A 17,615-nucleotide genomic window follows, 5' to 3' on the forward strand; every position below is an offset into this window, starting at 1 on the left:
TCCTCCCTTTGGCGCCGCGCCCCATTGTTGTCAGGGGCTGCGGCGGGTCTTGCCGGGCGCGGCGACGCGTGGCCGCCGCGCCCTGTCTCGCGTCACATCTTGTCGGTCCCCGGCGTGGACGCATCGCGTCCGGGGTTGGGTCCGGTCGCCGCCGGGCAGGTGCAGTCGCCCAGCAATTCGTTCGCCTTCTCGGACCGCTCGCCCGCCGGCTGCGCCTCGAGCGCGGCCCGCGCGGCGCGCAGGCCCCAGTCGATGTCGCCCTCGACGAAGGCCGGGCGGTTCTCGCCGCCGTCGTGGATATCGGCCTGGCGCGCGTCGCGCGACTGCCGCGCCACGCGGCCCAGCGCCGACAGGACCGCCTCGCGCTCGTTCTTGCGCAGCCCGTCCAGGTCCTCGGGGCCGAATTTCGACACCATCTCGCCCACCCAGTCGGGCAGACCCTGATCGGCGCCCAGCGCGTCGGCCAATGTCTTCTTGTGCCAGCTCAGATCGCTCATCTCGTATCTCCTTTGGGGATTGATACGGATGCAACGCGGCTCGTCCCGGTCGCGGTCCAGACCTCAGTCATGCGCGACCCCCAGGTAGGCGTCGATGACTTCCTGGTTGCCGCGCACCTCGTCGGGGGTGCCGTCGCCGATCTTGCGGCCGTAATCCATCACGACGACCCGGTCGCTCAGGTCCATGACCACGCCCATGTCGTGCTCGATCAGGGCGATCGTGGTGCCCAGCTCGTCGTTCACGTCGAGGATGTAGCGGCTCATGTCCTCCTTCTCCTCGACGTTCATGCCCGCCATGGGCTCGTCCAGCAGCAACAGGTCCGGCTCGGCCACCAGCGCGCGGGCCAGCTCGACCCGTTTCTTAAGGCCATAGGGCAGACGGCCCACGGGGGTCTTGCGGATGTGCTGGATCTCGAGGAAGTCGATGATCCGCTCGGCCCGCTCGCGGTTCTCGATCTCCTCACGCTCGGCCTTGCCCTTCCAGATGGCCTGCGCCAGAAGCCCGGCGCTCATGTCGTTGAGACGCCCCGTCATGATATTGTCGAGGACGGTCATGCCCTCGAACAGAGCGATATTCTGAAAGGTGCGCGCCACGCCCGCGCGGGCGACCTGGTAGGGCTTCATCGGCGGGCGGCGTTCGCCGCGGAACCAGACTTCGCCCTCCTGCGGATTGTAGAAGCCCGAGATGACGTTCAGCATCGATGACTTTCCCGCACCGTTGGGGCCGATGATCGCGCGGATCTCGCCCTTGCGGATGTCGAAGCTGATGTTCTTGATCGCCTCGACCCCGCCGAAACGCAGGGTGATGCCGCGCAAATCGAGGATCACCTCGCCGATCGTCCGGCCGTCCTCGGTGACGTAGCTTTCGGCGGTGTCTTTCATCGCGTGACTTTCGCTCTTTTGACGAGTTGCTCGGAACCAACGCGGCCCGCAGGAACCTTCAGTGAAGCAATCTGCGACTTTAAGAATCTACCATATTTCTTTGAGCGTTTTTGCTCCGGGTCGAGCTGACGGTAAAGAAACTCCAGGTTTGAGATCTGCCTAGGCGCATCGACGGGAACTATCTCATTGCTTCGAGATCTAAGATCATCAACCATTCGAGCAGCCTTCCTTGAATTTCTTTCAGCTCCTTCCTCCAATGCATGGCGTTCTTTTTCAGTCAAAGCTTCTGGTCCAACACGCTGATACCCTCGGCTGGCGAGCAAGCGATTGGATCTAGCATCCTCCCAATCTAGCTTTCTGCTCACTCCGCCGCCTCCTGCATCGCTCCGCCCACGGGGAAGACCTCCGCGTCCTGGATGTTGAGCGTCGCCTTGATCTTGCCCTTGCGGCCGTCCTCGTAGGTGACCTCGGTCTCGGTGTAGATCTCGCCCTTGCCACCGTAGAGCGCATCGAGGATGTCCTCGAACTTCTCGCCGATGACCTTGCGGCGGACCTTCTGGGTGCGCGTCAGCTCGCCGTCGTCGGCATCGAGCTGCTTGTGCAGCACGACGAAACGATGGACCTGGCAGCCCGACAGCATCTCGTCCTCGGCGACGCTGGCGTTCACCTCGGCCACGTGGCCGCGCATCATCTCGAGCACCTTTGGATGCTGCGACAGCTCCTGGTACGAACCGTAGCCGATATTGTTGCGCTCGGCCCAGTTGCCCACGGCGTTCAGGTCGATGTTCAGGAACGCGACACATTGGTCCCGCCCGGCGCCGAAGACCACCGCCTCAAGGATATTGGGGAAGAACTTCAGCTTGTTCTCGACATACTTGGGCGCGAACATCTGGCCGGTGGCTAGCTTGCCCACGTCCTTGGCGCGGTCGATGATGCGCAAATGGCCGCTGCCTTCCTCGAAGAAGCCCGCGTCGCCCGTGGCGACCCAGCCGTCGGCGTCCTTGGTTTCGGCCGTGCTTTCGGGGTTCTTGTAGTACTCCACGAAGACACCGGGCGAGCGGTAGAAGACCTCGCCGTTTTCGTCGATGCGGATCTCGACCCCGGGCGAGGCGACGCCCACCGTGTCCGAGCGCACCTCGTTGTCGGGCTGCTGGGTGATGAAGACCGACGCTTCGGTTTGACCGTAGAGCTGCTTCAGGTTGATCCCCAGACCGCGGTAGAACTCGAAGATCTCCGGGCCGATGGCCTCGCCCGCGGTATAGCCCACGCGGATGCGGCTGAAGCCCAGCGTGTTCTTCAGGGGCCCGTAGACCATGAGCTCGCCCAGCCGGTATTTCAGCCGGTCCCAGCCGCCCACCTCGCGGCCGTCGAGGATATCGGGGCCGACACGCTTGGCGTGGGCCATGAAGTAATCGAACAGCGCCTTCTTGATCCGGGTCGCATCCTCCATCCGGATCATCACGGTGGTCAGCTGCGTCTCGAACACCCGGGGCGGCGCGAAGTAGTAGGTCGGCCCGATCTCGCGCAGGTCGACGGCCATGGTGTCGGGGCTTTCGGGACAGTTCACGCAGAACCCCGCCACATAGGCCTGCGCGATCGAGAAGATGAAATCGCCCACCCAGGCCATGGGCAGGTAGGCCAGCGTATCCTCGCGGTGGGTCAGGTTGTCGAACTGGACCGACGCCTTCGCCGTCTCGATGATGTTGCGGTTGGACAGCACCACGCCCTTGGGCCGCCCGGTGGTGCCCGAGGTGTAAAGCATGACGCAGGTATCGTCGTAGCCCAGCGCGTCGGTGCGCGACTGCAATTCATTGCCCAGGCGTTTGCGCGCGTCGCGGCCCGCCTTCTGCACGTCGGCATACGAGGTCAGCTTCTCGTGGTCGTATTTCCGCAGGCCCCGCCCATCCAGGTAGACCATGTGCCGCAGCGCACTGCCCTCGGCCGAGGTGGCCTCCTGCAGCTTGTCGACCTGTTCCTGGTCGCCGACGATCGCCATGACCGCGCCGCAATGCTCGAGCTGGTAGGCGATCTCGTCGACGGCGGCGTCCTGATAGATGGGCACCGGAACCGCGCCCGCGCTTTGCACCGCGACCATCGCCCAGTAGAGCGCGGGACGGTTGCGCCCCGAGATGACCACCAGTTCACCGCGCGCCAGACCCAGGTCCATGAGCCCCAGCGCCAGCGCCTCGATCTCTTCCGAGACCTCGCCCCAGGTCCAGCTTTGCCAGATCCCGAATTCCTTCTCGCGATAGGCCGGGCTTTCGCCCAGATCACGGGCGTTGCGCGCCAGAAGCGCGGGAATCGAGACGGCGGTCTCAGTCACGACGATGTCCTCCCTCGCCGCTATTGCTTGCGGCGTTGGGGGCATTGCGACCGAAAATATGGGCCGGGTCAAGTATCCGGCTGCGCCTTTTCCGACACGACCGGCCAGCGGCACGCGCCATCCCGCAGAGCGGCACAGATGCTGCGAATGCGAAGGGGCGACCCGCGACGGGCCGCCCCTTGAATGGTCGAAACTGCGCGCGTGGCTCAGTTCAGGGTGTAGACCAGCGAGACGCCGAACTGGTGCTCGGTCGACTTGTTCCCGGGCGCGGGATCGGTGTGATACTCCGACTGCACCGAGGTGCGCAGAGCCAGGACGTCGGTCATCGACACGTTCAGGCCCAGGTCGTTGTAAAGCACGGTGTCCGAGTCCGACGCGATGATGTCGGTGTCGTTGGTCAGGTACACGCGCTCGTTGATGCGCTGCAGGTACTCCGACGACAGCGAGAACGCGGCCTCGTTGATGTCGTCGTTGTCGGCGCCCGGCACGACCGCGCCGATGTCGCGGAAGCTGGCGAAGCGATAGCCGGGACCGGCCTGGATCGACCACTGGGTCTGCGCCGTGTCGATCACGCGGTAACCGGCACCGAAGCCGAGGAACACGTCGTTCTCGCGCTCGAAGGTGTTGGCGGTGTTCGGGCGGTCGGTCTCGCCGTCATAGGTGCCCTGCAGCTTGGCGAAGCCATAGAGCTGCGGGTTGATATCGCGCGTGTACTGCAGGCTGTAGAGCAGGCTGTTCTCGTCCGTGTCGCCGTCGGCCTCGGAATAGGCATAGTAGAGGCCCAGCTCGACGCCGTTGGGGCCCCAGACATAGCCGAGGTTCGACCCGAGCCCGAGATCGAGCGAGTCGTCGTTGTCCTGCTGGCTGTCGCCGGTATCGGCGGTGGCGCGCAGCGCGACCGAGCCGGTGAAGCCCTGGGCGCGGCCCTCGTTGCCGAAGCTGCGCGTCTGGCGGTCGAAATCGTCTTCGATATCCTCGGCGAGGTTCTCGTTCGCGTCCTCGACGGCGCTGTCGCCGCGCAGGCCGGTGTTGTCGAAGGTGGTGGTCTGGGCGTGCGCGGCCGACCCCAGCAGGGCGGCAAGCGCGGCCGAAACGGCGATGCTTTGGGTGTATGTCATCTGACGAACTCCAGTAAGAAACCGCGCGGCGGGAGGCGCCGCGTGAGCCCGGAAAATGATCTGCACTCGCGTTGGTTCAACGCGTGCGCCCAGATTGTTCGGAGCTTTTGGGTGGCCGTGCAATCACGCAACAGGGCGCGGAATACCGCCGCCGATTTCCTGAGGAAATCGACAGCTTCGGCATGTTGTCGCCAAAGCGGCGAACAAATTTTTCCGCACCCCTTGAAGGCGAAATGCTTGACCAGCCAATGGCTTACCGCGCCAGAATGTCGCAGTCGGGGCGGCCCGGCGCGCCTACTCGGCCGCCACCGCCTTGTCCGACGCCGCCTCGACCCGGACGGCCGAGTACTTGAATTCGGGGATCTTGCCCCACGGATCAAGCGTCGGGTTGGTCAGGATGTTGGCCGCCGCCTCGACATAGGCGAAGGGCAGGAAGGCGCAGTCTTCCGCCACGTTGCGATCGGCCCGCGCATCGACCGTCACGCTGCCGCGCCGGCTGGTCAGACGCACCTGCCCGCCGGGCTCCACGCCCAGCCGCTTGAGGGTCCTGGGATGCATCGAGCAGGTCGGCGCCGGTTCGATCTGGTCCAGCACCGAGGCCCGGCGCGTCATCGCGCCCGTGTGCCAGTGCTCCAGCTGGCGCCCGGTGATCAGGATCATCGGGTAATCCTCGCTGGGCGCCTCGGCGGGCGGGGTGACGCGGGCGGGTGTGAACTTGGCGCGGCCCGCGCGGCGCGGAAAGCCCTCGCCGAACATGACCGAGCGGCCCGGATCGTCGCGCGACATGGCCGGGAAGGTGACCGAGCCCTCGCTCTCGACCCGGTTCCACGTGATGTGGTGCAGGTTGCGCATGGACATCTTCATCTCGTCGAAGACGCTGCGCGGCCCGTCGTAATCCCAGTCGAGCCCTAGCCGGTTCGCCATGTCGACGACGATCTCCCAGTCCGGCCGCGCCGCGCCCGGCGGATCCACCGCGGCGCGCCCCATCTGCACCTGCCGGTTGGTGTTGGTGACCGTGCCCCGCTTCTCGGGGAAGGCGGCGGCCGGCAGGATCACGTCCGCGAAGTTCGCCGTCTCGGTCAGGAAGATGTCCTGCACGACCAGGTGGTCGAGCTGGGCCAGCGCCTTGCGGGCGTGTTCCACGTCGGGGTCGGACATGGCCGGGTTCTCGCCCAGGATATACATGCCCTTGATCTCGCCGCGGTAGATGGCGTCGATGATCTCGACCACCGTCATGCCGGGCGTCGGGTCGATCTCGGTGCCGCCCCAGATGTGCCGGAACAGCTCGCGCACCTCGCTGTCCTCGACGCTTTGATAGTTCGGCATCACGTGCGGGATCAGCCCCGCGTCGCTGGCGCCCTGCACGTTGTTCTGCCCCCTCAGCGGGTGCAGGCCGGTGCCCGGCCGCCCGATCTGTCCGCACAGCAGCGCGAGCGAGATCAGACACCGCGCGTTGTCGGTGCCGTGGACGTGCTGGCTGACGCCCATGCCCCAGAAGATCATCGCCCGGCTCGCCCGCGCGAAGGTGCGCGCCACGTCGCGGATGGTCTCGGCGTCGATGCCGCAGATCTCGGCCATCCGCTCGGGCGGGAAGGCCCGGATGTGGTCGCGGAACTCGAAGAAGCCCTCGGTGAAACCCTCGATATACTGCCGGTCGTAGAGCTTTTCCTCGACGATCACGTTCATCATGCCGTTGAGCAGCGCCACGTCCGTGCCCGGCCGGAATTGCAGCATGTGGCTGGCATGGCGCGCCATGGCCTGCCCACGCGGGTCGATCACGATCAGCTCTCCGCCCCGCTGGGCGAACTGCTTGAAATAAGTGGCCGCGACGGGGTGGTTCTCGGCCGGGTTGGCGCCGATGACGATGGCGACCTCGGCGTTCTCGATCTCGCGGAAGCCGGCGGTCACCGCGCCCGATCCCACATTCTCCATCAGCGCGGCGACCGAGGACGCGTGGCAGAGCCGCGTGCAGTGATCCACGTTGTTGTGGCCGAAAGCCTGGCGGATCAGCTTCTGGAACAGGTACGCCTCTTCGTTGGTGCACTTGGCGCTGCCGAAACCCGCCACCGACCGGCCGCCGTAGTAGCTGCGCAAGTCGCCCAGCCCGTGGGCCGCGCGGTCCAGCGCCTCCTCCCACGTCGCTTCGCGGAAATGGGTCCAGGGGTTGCTGGGATCAACGTTCAGCCCCTTGTCCGGTGCATCCTCGCGGCGGATCAGGGGCTTGGTCAGGCGATGCGGGTGGTGGATGTAGTCGAAGCCGAACCGCCCCTTCACGCACAGCCGCCCCTCGTTCGCGGGGCCGTCGATGCCGTCCACGTAGGCAATGCGTCCGTCCTTCACCTTCATCGACACCTGGCAGCCGACGCCGCAGAACGGGCAGATCGATTTCACCTCGGTGTCAAAGTCGCTGCTGTCGCCGCGCTGCTGGTCGTCCAGCACGCTGGCGGGCATCAGCGCGCCCGTGGGACAGGCCTGAACGCACTCGCCGCAGGCGACGCAGGTGCTGTCGCCCATGGGGTCGTCCATGTCGAAGACCGGGTAGGCCGCGTGCCCCCGTCCCGCCATGCCGATCACGTCGTTCACCTGCACCTCGCGGCACGCGCGCACGCACAGCCCGCATTGGATGCAGGCGTCGAGGTTCACGCGCATCGCCACGTGGCTGTCGTCCAGCAGCGGCACGTGCGCCGCGTCCAGCGGGGGGAACCGGCTGTCGGTGACCTCGGCCTGGTCGGCGACCTCACGCATGTGCGAGCCGCGATCGTGCGCCTCGGCCGGGTCCGGCTGATCGGCGGTCAGCAGCTCCAGCACCATGCGGCGCGCCTGCGTTTCGCGCGCCCCCTGGGTGGTGACCTCCATGCCGTCCTCGGGCGTGCGGATGCAGGACGCGGCCAGCGTCCGCTCGCCGTCGATCGCCACCATGCAGGACCGGCAGTTGCCGTCGGGCCGGTAACCGGGGCTGTCCTTGTAGCACAGGTGCGGGATGGTCGTGCCCTGCCGCTTGGCCACCTGCCAGATGGTTTCGCCCGGCCGGGCGGTGACGGTTTGTCCGTCGAGCTTGAAGATCACCGGATCGGCCATGCTGTCCCCCCTGTCGCGCGCCGCCCCACCCTAGCGATGGATGCCGGTGTGTCATGCCCCCGAATGCGACGTCTCACGCCCATTTGCGCCACGCGCCGAAAGCGGCTATCGCCGGATTCATCAGGCAAGGAGACGACCCGATGGGCGAAATCGTTCTGGTCCGCCACGGCCAGGCCAATTCCCACGCCGCGACCGAGGAGGAATACGACCGGCTGAGCGACCTGGGGTTCCGCCAGGCCGAATGGCTGGGCGACTGGCTGCGCGACCAGGGCGAAGGCTTCGACGCGGTGCTGTCGGGCACCTTGCGGCGCCACCGCGAAACGGCCGCCTCCATGGGGGTCGAGGCGGCCGAGGACCCGCGCCTGAACGAGATGGACTATTTCGCCCTGGGCCGCGCGCTCGAGGATGTGCACGGCGTGCCCATGCCGGACGCCGACGGGTTCTTCGACCACGCGCCGCAGGTCATGCGCGCCTGGCACGCGGCCGAGATCATGGGGACCGAAACTTTCGCCAGCTTCGAGGCGCGCATCACCTCGGTCCTGATCGAGGCGGCGGCCGAAGGGCGGCGAACCCTCTGCGTCACCTCGGGCGGGGTCATCGGCATGGCCCTGCGACACGTGCTCGAGCTCGACGCCACGCGGCTGGCCCACGTGCTGATGCCGATCCACAACACGTCGATCCACCGCTTCCATATCCGCCGCGACCAGATGCTTCTGGCCGGCTTCAACGCCACGCCGCACCTGGACCGCGACGACCGCGCCCACGCGCGCACCCATTACTGAAGGAGATCCCGCCATGACGCATCTCTGGGTCCGCGCCGAGCCGCGCGCGAACGAGGACCGGGTGGGCCTGACGCCCGAGGGCGCGGCCGAGCTGGTCCGGGCAGGCCTGCGCGTCACGGTGGAGGAAAGCGGCACCCGCGCCATTCCCATCGACGGCTACCGCGACGCGGGCGCAGAGATCGCGCCCGAGGGCAGCTGGCCCCACGCGCCGGCGGACGCCATCATCTTCGGCCTGAAGGAATTGCCCGACGACGGCACGCCGCTCGGTCACCGCCACATCATGTTCGGCCACGCCTACAAGGGGCAGGCCGACGGGCGTCGCCTGCTCGAGCGGTTCAAGGCCGGGGGCGGCACGCTCTACGACCTGGAATACCTGGTCGACGACGCGGGCAAACGCGTCGCCGCCTTCGGCTACTGGGCGGGCTTCGCGGGGGCGGCGGTGTCGCTCATGGCCTGGGCCGCGCAGCAGAAGGGCGCGCCCTGCCCGCCCGCGCGCAGCTATTCCGACGCCGATGCCCTGGCGGACGACGTGCGGACGCAGCTGAAGGACGCGACGGCCAGCTTCCCCACCGTGCTGGTCATCGGCGCAAAGGGACGCGTGGGCTCCGGCGCGTCGGATTTCTGCACCGCCGTGCGCGCGCCCGTCACCCGCTGGGACATGGCCGAGACCGCCCGTGGCGGCCCTTTCCCCGAGATCCTGCACCACCACCTGTTCCTGAACTGCATCCTCGCCGCGCCGGGCTGCCCCGTCTTCGTGCCCGCGGACGCGAAGACCGCGCCGCGCCGCCTGACGGTGATCGGCGATATCGCCTGCGACCCCACGTCCGATTTCTCGCCCGTGAAGGTCTACGACCGCACCACCACCTGGGACGCGCCGGTGCTCAGGGTTCACGACTCACCGCCGCTGGATGTCATGGCCATCGACAACCTGCCCTCGATGCTGCCGGTCGAGGCTTCGCAGGACTACGCCGCGCAGCTTCTGCCGACCCTGCGCGCCCTACCCCGCATCGACACCGACCCGGTCTGGGCCCGCGCGCGCGAGACCTTCCTCGCGCACCGTCCGTAACTTCATCTTTCCCCAAATACCTAAATCCCAACAGGAGCCCCAAGCGATGACCATTCACTGGTGCGGCACCGGCCTGTCCGCGATCCCCGGCCTGCGCGAACTGATCTCGGAGGGCGCGGACGTGACCGTCTGGAACCGCTCGCGCGACAAGGCGGTGGCGGTGGTCGGCGACCTGACCGACCGGATCGAGACCTTCGACATGGACGCCATCGGCGCTGCGCTGGCGCCCGGCGACGTGGTGGTGTCGATGCTGCCCGGCGACTTCCACGTGGCGCTGGCCGAGCTCGCCATCGCCAGGGGCGCGCATTTCGTCAGCTCCAGCTACATCGCGCCCGAGATGCGGGCACTTGACGACCGGGCCAAGGCCGCCGGTGTCACGCTCATGAACGAGATCGGGCTCGACCCCGGGATCGACCACCTCCTGGCGCACAAGCTGATGGACGACTACCGCGCCAGCGACGCGTTCGATCCCGTCAACGCGCTGCATTTTCTCAGCTATTGCGGCGGCATCCCCAAGGTGCCCAACGATTTCCGCTACAAGTTCAGCTGGTCGCCGCTGGGCGTGCTGAAGGCGCTGCGCTCGCCCTCGCGGTCGTTGAAGGACGGCGCCCCCTTCGACGCCGCGCGGCCCTGGGACGCCATCGGCGATTACGAGGCACCGCTGCCGACGCCCGAGACCTTTCAGGTCTATCCCAATCGCGACAGCCTGCCCTTCATGGCGCAGTACGGCTTCGATCCCGACTGGAACACGCGAACCTTCGTGCGCGGCACCCTGCGGCTGCAGGGCTGGTCGGACGCGTGGGCGCCGGTCTTCGCCGAGGTCGAGACGCTGGAAGGTCCCGCGGGCGACGCGCGCCTGAAGGAAATGTCCGACGGCTTCTGGGCCGAGCATGCCTACGGTGAGGGCGAGCCAGACCGCGTGGTCATGTGCGTCGACCTGCGGGCCGAGCGCGACGGCCAGACGGTCTACCACAAGACCCACGTGATGGATGCCTGGGGCGACGCGCGCGGCAGCGCCATGGCGCGGCTGGTGTCGATCCCGGTGGCCATGGCGATCCGCGCTGTCCAGGCCGGCGACATCGCGCCCGGCGTGCACGCCGCGCCGTCGGACCCAAAACTTTACGAGCGGTTCCTGTCGCGCGTGGACGACCTGGCGCAGCACCTGGGCGAGGTCGATCACCTCGCATGAGGCGCCGCGCGCGCCTCAGCCCAGCAGGCGGTAATACATCCAGTCCGGCACGAAATTCGCCACCCGGAACAACGCCCCGAAGCTGCGCGGGAAATTCTTGGCGAACGTGTCGTCGTGCATGTGCTCCATGATCTCGCGGGCCGCGTCCTCGGGCTCCATCATCATGGGCATGTGAAAGTCGTTCTTGTCGGTCAGCCGCGTCCGCACGAAGCCCGGGTTCACCAGCTGCACGTCGACACCGGTCTGGCGCAGGTCGGCATACATGGACTCGGCCAGCACCATCAGCCCGGCCTTGGACGCGCCGTAGCCGATCGAGTTCGGCAGGCCGCGAAAGCCCGACAGCGACCCGGTCAGCACGATGTGCCCGGCGTCCCGCGCGACCATGGCGGGCACGACCTGTCCCAACACCCTTGCGGCGCCGGTCAGGTTCACGTCGAACATGGTCGTGACCTGCTCGGGCGTCCATTCCGTCGCCGATTGCGGCCAGTAGGCGCCGACCAGCCAGATCAGACCGTCGAGCTCTCCCGCCTCGCTGGCCGCGCGCGCCACGTCGTCGTCGTCGGTCACGTCGCAGGTCACCACGGTGGACGGGCCGGCGATCTCGTCCGCCAGCTCGTGCAGACGGTCCGCGCTGCGCGCCGTCAACACCACATGCGCACCCGCGCGGCTGACCGCCTTTGCAACCTCGCGCCCCAGCCCTTCCGAGGCGCCCACGATCCAATAGCGTTTCTTGTTGAAGTCCCGCATCATTCCTCTTCCTTGCGAATGGTGGCCACCAGTTCGGCCACCAGGAACCCGTATTTCGTGAATTGCGACCGGTTAATGATGGTCCCGTTCTCGGACAGGTACATCCAGTCGACCACGTCCAGCCTGTGCCCGCCCGCATCCTTCGGCAGCACGATCCGGTAACTCAGGCGCACGGCCGGTCCGCCGACCTGGCCCTTGCCCTCGCCCTCGACATCGTCGGCGCGGGCGATGAAGCGGTCGCCCTGAAGCTCGAGATGCCAGGCCCGCGACTGCCGTGCGCCGCTGTCGTAGCTGAAATCCTCGTGCAGGACGCCGCGGTCACCCTCCCACTCGCCACGCATCGCGGCGGTGAAGCGCGAGGCCACCCGCCCCGTCGGTCCGAAGATCACGCCCTCGCAGATCAGCGGTCCGTCCAGGTGGCGGCGCAGGTCGATCTCGGGGCCCAACCCCTCGTAGTCCGAGATGTTCTGCCCGCGGAAGGCGACGAAATTCGCGCGCAGGATCAGCGCGCCCAACAGGAAGACGGCCAGGATCGAGATGTAAATGAAGATGTCCATGTCTCATCTTTCGTCTGGCGTGCGGCCCGGTCGTGGCGGCTGTCTGTCTGCTTCGTGTCCGTGTCTTTCCTACAATCGAGCGGTCGGAATGTTCCTCGCGCCCGGGGCCGCAAGCGGCGACCCGCCACCCCGTCAGGGGCTGACATCTTGCGTGGGCGGCACAGGGCGTGACCGGTAGCCGGCTCCCTTCCACCACAATTTCAGCGCCTGCCAGTGGATCAGGCCCAGCACCCGCCGCGACCCGAACGGCCGCCGCAGGCAGGCCGCCAGGATCGACCGATTGGTGAGCGGCCGCCGCACACCTTCCAACGTGGCAAGGACCCCCTCGCCCCCGTCGGTGCGGTAGTCGATGACGATGCGCACGTTTGTGGCGCTTATATCGAACCGGAAAGCATAGCCGCCGGCCACGTCCTGGAAAGGCGAGACGTGGAAAATCTTGCGCGCGTTCAGGGTGTCGCGCGGCCCGATCGGCGTCATGTCGTCGCGATGGCAAAGATAGCTGTGGCGGTCGCCGAAGGTATTGGTGACCTCGGGGATCACGCCGCGCAGGCCGCCCTCGGCATCGCGCAGCAACCAGAAGCTCACCGGGTTGAAAACGTGGCCCAGCACACGCGGTTGGGTCAGAAGCTCGATCCGGTCCACATAGGGGCCCAGCGGATGATCCGCCAGCACGTCGCGCACCCAGGCCGCACCGCGCCCCTGGCCCGGCGCGCCGCCATGGTCGCGGTCCAGAAGGCTCATCAGGCCGGCACCGTTGCGCGTGAAAAGTCCCGGCCCGCGCACCGATGCCTCGGCGTCGAGCGCGACATAGTCGATCCCGTAGGTGAACGCGTTGCGCACCGCGCCGCGGCGCCCGTGGAAGGTGCGCCCGACGATATGGTCCACACGGCTCATTCCGCGGCGACGGCCGTGTTGTCCCGCTGCCCCATGGCCTCGGCCACGTCCACCGCGCTGGCGAACCCGTCCTCGTGGAAACCGTTGCGCATCCAGGCCCCGCAGAACCACGTGCCATTGGCGCCGTTCATGGCGCGGATCTGCGCTTGCCCACGCAGGGCCGCACGGTCGTAGACCGGATGGCTGAACGTGACCTCGTCATAGATCAGCCCCGGATCGATCCCGTCGCCGCCGTTCAGCGTCACGAACATCGGGTCGTCCTGCGGGATCGGTTGCAGCGAGTTCATCCAGTAGCTCAGCGCAATGCGGTCCGCCGGGCCGGTCTGCGGCTCCTTGTAGACCCAGCTGGACCAAACCGCCCGCCGCCGCGGCATCACCGACGCATCGGCGTGCAGCACCGCGTGGTTGGGCTGATAGCGCACGGCACCCAGCGCCTCGCGCTCGGGAGCGGTGGGCTTTTCCAGCAGCGCCAGCGCCTGGTCGGAATGGGTGGCGAAGATGACCTCGTCGAAATGGTCCGATCCCGCGCCATGCGTGTCCACGTGCACGCCGGCCGCGTCGCGGCGGACCTGCGCCACGGGCGCCCCGGTGCGCAGCTCGACCCCCGCCCGCGTCAGCGCGGCCTCAAGGCGCCGGACGTATTCGACCGACCCGCCCTGCACCGTGTACCACTGGTGTTGCCCCTCGTAGCCCAGCAGGGCGTGATTCTCGAAAAAGCGCACCAGCGCCTCGGCGGGGAAGTCCAGGATGCCTCGGCAGGGCGTGGACCAGATCGCGCCCGAGAACGGCAGGATATAATAGTCGCGGAACCAGGCACCGAGGCGAAGCCGCTCGATCAGGGCGCCGATGGTCATGTCCGGCGTCACCGTATCGCGGGCCAGCTTGTTGAACCGCACGATGTCGCGCAGCATCCGCAGGAAGGCCGGGTTCGCGACATTGCGCCGTTGCGCGAAAACCGTGCGGAGATCGGCCAGCCCGTATTCCAGCCGCCCGCCCCGGGCCGACAGGCCGAAGGACATGTTGCTTTCGGTGACGGGCACGTCGAGCTCGTCGAAGAGCGACACGAGATGCGGGTAGTTCACCTTGTTGAACACGATGAAGCCGGTATCCACCGGCTGGTCACCGCGCTTGCCGGCCATGACGGTGCGGGCGTGTCCGCCAAGCCGGGGCTCGGCCTCGTAGAGCGTGACGTTATGACGGTCCTTCAGGAGATAGGCCGCGGCCATCCCCGAGATTCCGCCCCCGATGATGGCTATGCGTCGGGGCAGGTCGGTCGATGGCTCGAACGGCATGGGATCTCCGGCTGGGTCGATGTCTTTTCACGTTTAGGCACGGCATGGACGGTCCATATGTTTCAAATGTGGTCAAAGGACAGCCATATAAGCAAGCTGTGACATCGTGTCAGTTCACCCCTTCGCGCGGCGACGCGACCAGGGGGCGCTCCTCGACCTCGGCGAAATCGAAATGATGCAGGCGATCGGCCCGTTTGCTGGCCTTTTCGCCCGAGATCAGGATCTCGTCCACGTCCTTGCGCGCCTGCTGGAAATGCCGGTCGAGGTTGCCCACCCGCGCCACCAGGCGCTCGCAATCGGCGTTGAGCAGGGCCAGCTCCTTGCGGATGGCGCCGGCCTGCTGCTGCATCCGGGCGTCCTTCAGGATGGCGCGCATGGTGTTGAGGGTGGCCATGCAGGTGGTCGGCGACACGATCCAGACGCGCGCCTCGAACCCGGCGCGCACGACCTCGGGCAGACGCGCGTGCAGCTCGGCATAGATCGCCTCGGAGGGCAGGAACATGATGGCGCCGTCCGCCGTCTCGCCCTCGATAATGTAGCGGTCCGAGATGTCCTTGATATGCTTGCGTACGGCCGCCCCGAAGGCACGCAGAGCACGCGTCATGTCATCCTTGGTCTCGGCGGCGGCCAGCTGCTCGAACGACTCGAACGGAAACTTGGCGTCGATGACGATGGGCCCGGGCGGGTTCGGCAGGTGGACGAGGCAATCCGCACGCTTGCCATTCGACAAGGTCGCCTGCGTGGTAAAGCTGTCGGCGGGCAGCGCTTTCGACACGATGTCCTGCAACTGGATCTCGCCGAACATGCCGCGACGCTGCTTGTTCGACAGGATGTCCTGAAGGCTCAGCACGTCGCCCGACAGCTTGGTGATATTGTCCTGCGCCTTGTCGATGACCTGCAGGCGTTCGCGCAACTGGGTCAGCGAATGGGTGGTCTTCTCGGTCTGGCCGTGCAGCGTCTCGCGCATCCGCTCCTGCATCTCGGACAGCGCGCGGTTGGTCCTCGTCGCGTTCTCGGCCAGACGGTCGGCCATGCGCGACTGCACGTCGTTCAGCCGTCCCTCGACCGTCTGGATCAGGTTCAGCTGGGCCTTGGACTGGGTGTCGCTGACCAGTTGCAGGTTGCCCGACAACTGCGCCTGACCCGCGCCAAGCTGCTGGACGTCGCGGCCCATGCGGACAAGCTCGGCGGTCAGCGCCTCGGATTGTCGCGCGCTGCGCCCGGCACGGACAAGCGTGACCACCAGCAGTAGCAGAATAACCAGCAGGCAGGCGCCGAGAGCGACTGGCAGGGTCAGCGGATTTTGTAGCAAAAGGTCAAGCTCTGCGCGGGTCATCTGCGTCCAAACAGCCGTTCAATGTCGGATAACTGCAATTCCACGTAGGTGGGGCGTCCGTGGTTGCATTGCCCGGAATGGGGCGTCGCCTCCATCTCGCGGAGAAGAGCGTTCATCTCGGGCGCACTCATGCGCCGGCCCGAGCGGACCGAGCCATGGCAGGCCACCCGGCTGAGCACCGCCTCGATGCGGGCCTGCACCGACAGGCTGTCGCCCAGGTCGTCGAGCTCGTCCAGGATGTCGCGGAGCATGGCCTGCGCGTCCACGGCACCCAGGATCGCGGGCGTGGCGCGCACGGCGACCGCGCCGCCGCCGAACGCCTCGATCTCGAGCCCCAGGCGCGACAGGCCGTCGGCCAGGTCCAGCAGGCGCGCGGCGTCATTCTCGGACAGGTCCACGATCTCGGGGATCAGCAGGGCCTGCGAGGCGACCCCGTTCTCGGCCATCTGGCGCTTGAGCTTCTCGTAGACCAGCCGTTCGTGCGCGGCGTGCTGATCGACAATGACCATCCCGCTATCCGTCTGGGAAATAATGTAATTTTCGTGGACCTGCCCCCGCGCCGCGCCCAGCGGGAAGCTTTGCGCCGGGGTCTCGTCCTCGATGACCGGCCCGGGGTCGGGATCGACGCGGGCCCAGCTGCCTTGGGTCTCGGCAAAGCCCGGCGCGGGCGCCGGTCGCGGCACGCTGGGGCGGTCCATCTGGTAGACGCGCGGCACCGCGGCGGGCGGCTCGGGGCGCATGGCGCCCAGCGCCGCGCCCGCCACCGTCGTCGCGGCGCGGTGGCCCGCCTCGGCCAGTGCGTGCCGCAGGGCCGAGACGATCAACCCCCTGATATTGCCGGGATCCTTGAACCGGACCTCGGTCTTGGCGGGGTGGACGTTCTGGTCGACGCGGGCCGGATCGCATTCGACGAACAGGGCCGCGACGGGGTGTCGATCGCGGCTGAGGAAGTCCGCGTAAGCCCCGCGCAGCGCACCGAAAAGCAGCTTGTCCCGGACAGGACGGCCGTTGACGAACAGGTATTGATGGGTCGCCTGTCCGCGAGAATAGGTCGGCAGGGCGGCATATCCGGTCAACGCCACGTCGTCGCGCGATGCATCGATGGTCAGCGCGTTGTCGGCGAAATCGGCGCCGAGGATGCGGCCAAGCCGTGTACGAAGTGCACCGAATAGGTCACCGGTCCCCGCGTCGGCCCGGAACACGACGCGGCCCTCGCCGCCGCCCGACACGTCGCTGAGCGTGAAGGCGACCGTCGGTTCGGCCATGGCGAGGCGCTTGACCACGTCGGCGATCGCCTGCGCCTCGGCCCGGTCGGTGCGCATGAACTTCAGGCGGGCAGGCGTGGCGAAGAACAGGTCGCGCAGCTCGATCACCGTGCCCGACCGGATGGCGGCGGGGCGGACCGGCTCGGCGCGCCCGCCGGCCACCGCGATACAGGCGCCATCGGACCCCGCCGCGCGGCTGGTGATCGTGAGGCGCCCCACGGCGCCGAGGCTGGGAAGCGCCTCGCCCCGGAAGCCGAACGAGGTGATGTTCAGCAGGTCCGACCCGTCGATCTTCGATGTTGCGTGGCGGGCCAGGGCCAGCGGCAGATCCTCGGGCGTCATGCCGCAGCCGTCGTCGGTCACGCGGATCAGGGTCTTGCCGCCATCGGCATAGGCGATGTCGATGCGCGTGGCCCCGGCATCCAGCGCGTTCTCGACCAGTTCCTTCACCGCCGAGGCGGGACGTTCGACCACCTCGCCGGCGGCGATGCGATTGATCGCTCCATCGTCCAGTTGACGAATTCTGGGGCGATCCGCGCCTATCTTGGGGTCATGCAACGTCATGCCACCAGTGGTAGCATGGCCTCGC

Annotated in this window: 15 protein-coding genes; 3 read left to right on the forward strand and 12 right to left on the reverse strand. The window is 67.4% G+C overall.

Features of this window, described 5'->3' with window-relative positions:
- Window positions 1-92: 92 nt before the first annotated feature.
- From BMX96_RS05265 to fdhF, 6 genes are all read right to left on the reverse strand, one after another.
- Window positions 93-497 carry a hypothetical protein gene (locus BMX96_RS05265; RefSeq protein WP_091844560.1) on the reverse strand — a complete coding sequence of 135 codons (405 nt, stop codon included), beginning with the start codon at window positions 495-497 and terminating at the stop codon, window positions 93-95.
- Between the two features lie 63 nt (window positions 498-560).
- Window positions 561-1,379 carry an ABC transporter ATP-binding protein gene (locus BMX96_RS05270; protein ID WP_073129465.1) on the reverse strand — a complete coding sequence of 273 codons (819 nt, stop codon included), beginning with the start codon at window positions 1,377-1,379 and terminating at the stop codon, window positions 561-563.
- Window positions 1,376-1,744 (reverse strand): hypothetical protein, encoded by a 369-nt coding sequence (locus tag BMX96_RS19235; protein WP_139209982.1) that lies wholly within the window; start codon window positions 1,742-1,744, stop codon window positions 1,376-1,378. The genes BMX96_RS05270 and BMX96_RS19235 overlap by 4 nt, the downstream gene beginning before the upstream one ends.
- Entirely contained in the window at window positions 1,741-3,702 is a 1,962-nt protein-coding gene (locus BMX96_RS05275) for an AMP-binding protein (protein WP_236736967.1), read from the reverse strand. The genes BMX96_RS19235 and BMX96_RS05275 overlap by 4 nt, the downstream gene beginning before the upstream one ends.
- A gap of 206 nt (window positions 3,703-3,908) precedes the next feature.
- Window positions 3,909-4,820 (reverse strand): DUF481 domain-containing protein, encoded by a 912-nt coding sequence (locus BMX96_RS05280; RefSeq protein ID WP_091844562.1) that lies wholly within the window; start codon window positions 4,818-4,820, stop codon window positions 3,909-3,911.
- Between the two features lie 294 nt (window positions 4,821-5,114).
- The gene (fdhF, locus tag BMX96_RS05285; RefSeq protein ID WP_091844563.1) at window positions 5,115-7,898 is read right to left on the reverse strand and encodes a formate dehydrogenase subunit alpha; all 2,784 of its coding nucleotides are present in this window, start codon (window positions 7,896-7,898) and stop codon (window positions 5,115-5,117) included.
- Between the two features lie 140 nt (window positions 7,899-8,038).
- Between fdhF and BMX96_RS05290 the strand changes: the two genes are divergently transcribed.
- From BMX96_RS05290 to BMX96_RS05300, 3 genes are read left to right on the forward strand one after another with little or no spacing between them, the layout of a single operon-like run.
- The gene (locus BMX96_RS05290; RefSeq protein WP_073129461.1) at window positions 8,039-8,680 is read left to right on the forward strand and encodes a histidine phosphatase family protein; all 642 of its coding nucleotides are present in this window, start codon (window positions 8,039-8,041) and stop codon (window positions 8,678-8,680) included.
- 13 nt (window positions 8,681-8,693) lie between these two features.
- Window positions 8,694-9,746: a saccharopine dehydrogenase gene (locus BMX96_RS05295; protein ID WP_091844564.1), complete on the forward strand. Its 1,053-nt coding sequence runs from the start codon at window positions 8,694-8,696 to the stop codon at window positions 9,744-9,746.
- Window positions 9,747-9,792: 46 nt separating this feature from the next.
- Window positions 9,793-10,935 carry a saccharopine dehydrogenase family protein gene (locus BMX96_RS05300; protein WP_091844565.1) on the forward strand — a complete coding sequence of 381 codons (1,143 nt, stop codon included), beginning with the start codon at window positions 9,793-9,795 and terminating at the stop codon, window positions 10,933-10,935.
- A gap of 15 nt (window positions 10,936-10,950) precedes the next feature.
- On the opposite strand, the gene BMX96_RS05305 is transcribed toward BMX96_RS05300, so the two are convergent.
- The 6 genes from BMX96_RS05305 to mutL form a co-directional block, all read right to left on the reverse strand.
- Window positions 10,951-11,682, reverse strand: a complete 732-nt coding sequence (locus tag BMX96_RS05305; RefSeq protein WP_091844839.1) for an SDR family NAD(P)-dependent oxidoreductase — start codon at window positions 11,680-11,682, stop codon at window positions 10,951-10,953.
- A complete protein-coding gene (locus tag BMX96_RS05310; RefSeq protein ID WP_091844566.1) occupies window positions 11,682-12,239 on the reverse strand; it encodes a DUF3833 family protein in 558 nt (185 codons plus the stop codon). The genes BMX96_RS05305 and BMX96_RS05310 overlap by 1 nt, the downstream gene beginning before the upstream one ends.
- Window positions 12,240-12,371: 132 nt before the next feature.
- The gene (locus BMX96_RS05315) at window positions 12,372-13,133 is read right to left on the reverse strand and encodes a DUF1365 domain-containing protein (RefSeq protein WP_091844567.1); all 762 of its coding nucleotides are present in this window, start codon (window positions 13,131-13,133) and stop codon (window positions 12,372-12,374) included.
- Window positions 13,130-14,425: an NAD(P)/FAD-dependent oxidoreductase gene (locus BMX96_RS05320; RefSeq protein WP_091844568.1), complete on the reverse strand. Its 1,296-nt coding sequence runs from the start codon at window positions 14,423-14,425 to the stop codon at window positions 13,130-13,132. The genes BMX96_RS05315 and BMX96_RS05320 overlap by 4 nt, the downstream gene beginning before the upstream one ends.
- A 109-nt stretch (window positions 14,426-14,534) precedes the next feature.
- The gene (locus BMX96_RS05325) at window positions 14,535-15,761 is read right to left on the reverse strand and encodes a DNA recombination protein RmuC (RefSeq protein WP_091844569.1); all 1,227 of its coding nucleotides are present in this window, start codon (window positions 15,759-15,761) and stop codon (window positions 14,535-14,537) included.
- Entirely contained in the window at window positions 15,758-17,590 is a 1,833-nt protein-coding gene (gene mutL, locus BMX96_RS05330; RefSeq protein ID WP_091844570.1) for a DNA mismatch repair endonuclease MutL, read from the reverse strand. Before mutL ends, BMX96_RS05325 begins: the two co-directional genes overlap by 4 nt.
- Window positions 17,591-17,615 lie beyond the last annotated feature (25 nt).

Source organism: Palleronia pelagia (genome assembly GCF_900110115.1).
Taxonomy (GTDB): domain Bacteria; phylum Pseudomonadota; class Alphaproteobacteria; order Rhodobacterales; family Rhodobacteraceae; genus Palleronia; species Palleronia pelagia.

What these genes read in the sequence shown, in the direction of transcription:
- BMX96_RS05320 (WP_091844568.1), bottom strand. Translation starts at nt 14,425, where the DNA reads ATGCCGTTCGAGCCATCGACCGACCTGCCCCGACGCATAGCCATCATC.
- BMX96_RS05295 (WP_091844564.1), top strand. Translation starts at nt 8,694, where the DNA reads ATGACGCATCTCTGGGTCCGCGCCGAGCCGCGCGCGAACGAGGACCGG.
- BMX96_RS05305 (WP_091844839.1), bottom strand. Translation starts at nt 11,682, where the DNA reads ATGCGGGACTTCAACAAGAAACGCTATTGGATCGTGGGCGCCTCGGAA.
- BMX96_RS05300 (WP_091844565.1), top strand. Translation starts at nt 9,793, where the DNA reads ATGACCATTCACTGGTGCGGCACCGGCCTGTCCGCGATCCCCGGCCTG.
- mutL (WP_091844570.1), bottom strand. Translation starts at nt 17,590, where the DNA reads ATGACGTTGCATGACCCCAAGATAGGCGCGGATCGCCCCAGAATTCGT.
- BMX96_RS05290 (WP_073129461.1), top strand. Translation starts at nt 8,039, where the DNA reads ATGGGCGAAATCGTTCTGGTCCGCCACGGCCAGGCCAATTCCCACGCC.
- BMX96_RS05325 (WP_091844569.1), bottom strand. Translation starts at nt 15,761, where the DNA reads ATGACCCGCGCAGAGCTTGACCTTTTGCTACAAAATCCGCTGACCCTG.
- fdhF (WP_091844563.1), bottom strand. Translation starts at nt 7,898, where the DNA reads ATGGCCGATCCGGTGATCTTCAAGCTCGACGGACAAACCGTCACCGCC.
- BMX96_RS05315 (WP_091844567.1), bottom strand. Translation starts at nt 13,133, where the DNA reads ATGAGCCGTGTGGACCATATCGTCGGGCGCACCTTCCACGGGCGCCGC.
- BMX96_RS05265 (WP_091844560.1), bottom strand. Translation starts at nt 497, where the DNA reads ATGAGCGATCTGAGCTGGCACAAGAAGACATTGGCCGACGCGCTGGGC.
- BMX96_RS05280 (WP_091844562.1), bottom strand. Translation starts at nt 4,820, where the DNA reads ATGACATACACCCAAAGCATCGCCGTTTCGGCCGCGCTTGCCGCCCTG.
- BMX96_RS05270 (WP_073129465.1), bottom strand. Translation starts at nt 1,379, where the DNA reads ATGAAAGACACCGCCGAAAGCTACGTCACCGAGGACGGCCGGACGATC.
- BMX96_RS05310 (WP_091844566.1), bottom strand. Translation starts at nt 12,239, where the DNA reads ATGGACATCTTCATTTACATCTCGATCCTGGCCGTCTTCCTGTTGGGC.